Source organism: Planomonospora algeriensis (assembly GCF_977012225.1).
Map to the genome: position 1 here is coordinate 1 of NZ_CDRNDK010000710.1, position 2,289 is coordinate 2,289.

3 protein-coding genes are annotated in these 2,289 nt (G+C 69.1%); 2 read left to right on the top strand and 1 reads right to left on the bottom strand.

Annotated elements, in window-relative coordinates; all coding sequences use genetic code 11:
• On the bottom strand, positions 1–537 hold a 537-nt coding region (locus ACWJ6R_RS34850), incomplete at its 3' end, for an aminotransferase class V-fold PLP-dependent enzyme (protein ID WP_449066289.1).
• Positions 538–752: 215 nt separating this feature from the next.
• On the opposite strand from ACWJ6R_RS34850, the gene ctaC reads away from it, so the two are divergent.
• Together ctaC and ACWJ6R_RS34860 are read left to right on the top strand one after the other, a co-directional pair.
• Complete coding sequence (gene ctaC / locus ACWJ6R_RS34855) at positions 753–1,502, top strand: aa3-type cytochrome oxidase subunit II (RefSeq protein ID WP_449066290.1); 750 nt, start codon at positions 753–755, stop codon at positions 1,500–1,502.
• A partial coding sequence (locus ACWJ6R_RS34860; RefSeq protein WP_449066291.1) for a cytochrome c oxidase subunit I occupies positions 1,499–2,289 on the top strand: 791 nt, incomplete at its 3' end. The genes ctaC and ACWJ6R_RS34860, both read left to right, overlap by 4 nt.

The window sequence follows — 2,289 nt, forward strand, 5'->3', positions numbered from 1 at the left end:
CGTCTGCGCGGCGTCCACCAGCAGCGGCACCCCGGCCGCGGCGCACGCCTGCGCGGCCTCGGCCACCGGCTGGACGGTGCCGACCTCGTGGTTGGCGCTCTGCAGGCAGGCCAGCGCCGTACCCTCGGCGGCGACCGCCGCGCCGAACTCCGCCGGATCGACCATGCCGGTACGGCCGACGCCCACGGTCGCCACCTCGCCGCCGTCGCGCTCGTGCACGCCCGCGGCGTGCAGCACGCTGGAGTGCTCCACCGCCGAGACGACCAGGCGGCGGCCCGCCCGGCGCCGCCCCGCCAGGGCGCCCAGCACGCCCAGGTGGACCGCCTGGGTGCCGGAGGCGGTGAAGGAGAGCTCGTCGGGCCGGGCGCCGAGCACCTCGGCGACCTCCTCCCGGGCCTGTTCCAGTAACATCCTTGCCCGGCGGGCCGGACCGTACAGCCGTGCGGGGTCGGCCCAGCCGGCGTCGAGCGCCGCCACCAGCGCCTCGCGTGCCTGGGGATGCAGCGGCTCGGTGGAGGCCGCGTCGAAGTACGCCACGCCCCAATCGTCGCATCCCGCACGCCACAACCGGGGCCGGGCGGGGGGCCGGGGGTGGTCCGCGCTAATGTGTCCCCCAGCGTGAAGCTGTGAACTGCATGCTGTGAATCTGAATAAACGACCGCCCAGGAGCGACTCTTGGGCTTCATCTGTGGGGTAGGCGATCCGTGAGTCCGACCCGCCGTTCTGCACGGCGTCCGTTGGCCCGCCGCCGGGTGCCACGCACTGCCGCTCTGGCGCTGCTGCTGGTGTCCGCGACGGCGTGCAGTGCCGAAGACTGGTCCCGAGGCGGCATGCCGGAAGGCGTCACCAAGCAGGCCGGGGCCGTCCAGAGTCTGTGGAACGGATCCTGGATCGCGGCTCTCGCCACCGGCGTGGTCGTGTGGGGCCTGATCCTGTGGTCCGCCGCGTTCCACCGCAAGCGGAAGAACTCCGCGGAGCTGCCGCCGCAGGTGCGGTACAACCTGCCGATCGAGATGCTCTACACGATCGTGCCGCTGATCATGGTCAGCGTGCTGTTCTACTTCACCGCCCGGGACCAGAACTACATCAACGAGATGTCGGCCACCCCGGACGTGAAGGTCAAGGTGGAGGGCTTCCAGTGGAGCTGGCGCTTCACCACCGAGGCGGGCGGCAAGCAGGCCCAGGTCATCGGTAGGCCCGCGGACAGCTACATGGCCCCCGAGGCCCCGGAGCTGGTGCTCCCGAAGGGCAAGCGGATCGAGTTCGACCTGGTCTCGCCGGACGTCATCCACTCCTTCTGGGTGCCGAACTTCCAGTTCAAGCGCGACGTGATCCCGGGCGTGCAGAACAAGTTCCAGATCGAGACGACCAAGGAGGGCACCTTCGCGGGCCGCTGCGCCGAGCTGTGCGGTGTGGACCACAGCCGGATGCTCTTCCGCGTGAAGGTCGTCTCCCAGGCCGAATTCGACAAGTACATCGCTAGCCAGGCGGGTGCCCAGTGACCGCACAGATCCAGGCCGGCGTCTCCGCGCCGGTGCCGACCCGCAAGGGGTCGATCATCGCGAAGTGGGCGTCGTCCACCGACCACAAGGTGATCGGCAACCTCTACTTCATCACCTCGTTCGTGTTCTTCCTGATCGGCGGCGTGATGGCGCTGGTCATGCGGGCGGAGCTGGCCCAGCCGGGCCTGCAGATCACCAGCAACGAGCAGTTCAACCAGCTGTTCACCATGCACGGCACGGTCATGCTGCTGATGTTCGCCACACCGCTGTTCGCCGGCTTCGCCAACGCGATCATGCCGCTGCAGATCGGCGCGCCCGACGTGGCGTTCCCCCGCCTGAACATGGTCAGCTACTGGCTGTTCCTGTTCGGCAGCACCATCGCGCTGTCGGGCTTCTTCACCCCGAACGGCGCGGCCAGCTTCGGCTGGTTCGCCTACACCCCGCTGTCCAACGCGATCAGCTCGCCGGGCATCGGCGGTGACCTGTGGATCGCCGGCCTGACCATCAGCGGCCTGGGCACGATCCTCGGCTCGGTCAACTTCATCACCACGATCGTCTGCATGCGCGCGCCCGGCATGACGATGTTCCGGATGTCGATCTTCACCTGGAACATCCTGCTCACCTCGATCCTGGTGCTGATGGCCTTCCCGGTGCTGGCCGCCGCGCTGCTGGCGCTGTACTCCGACCGCAAGCTCGGCACGCACATCTTCGACTCGGCCACCGGCGGCGCGCTGCTCTGGCAGCACCTGTTCTGGTTCTTCGGCCACCCCGAGGTCTACGTCATCGC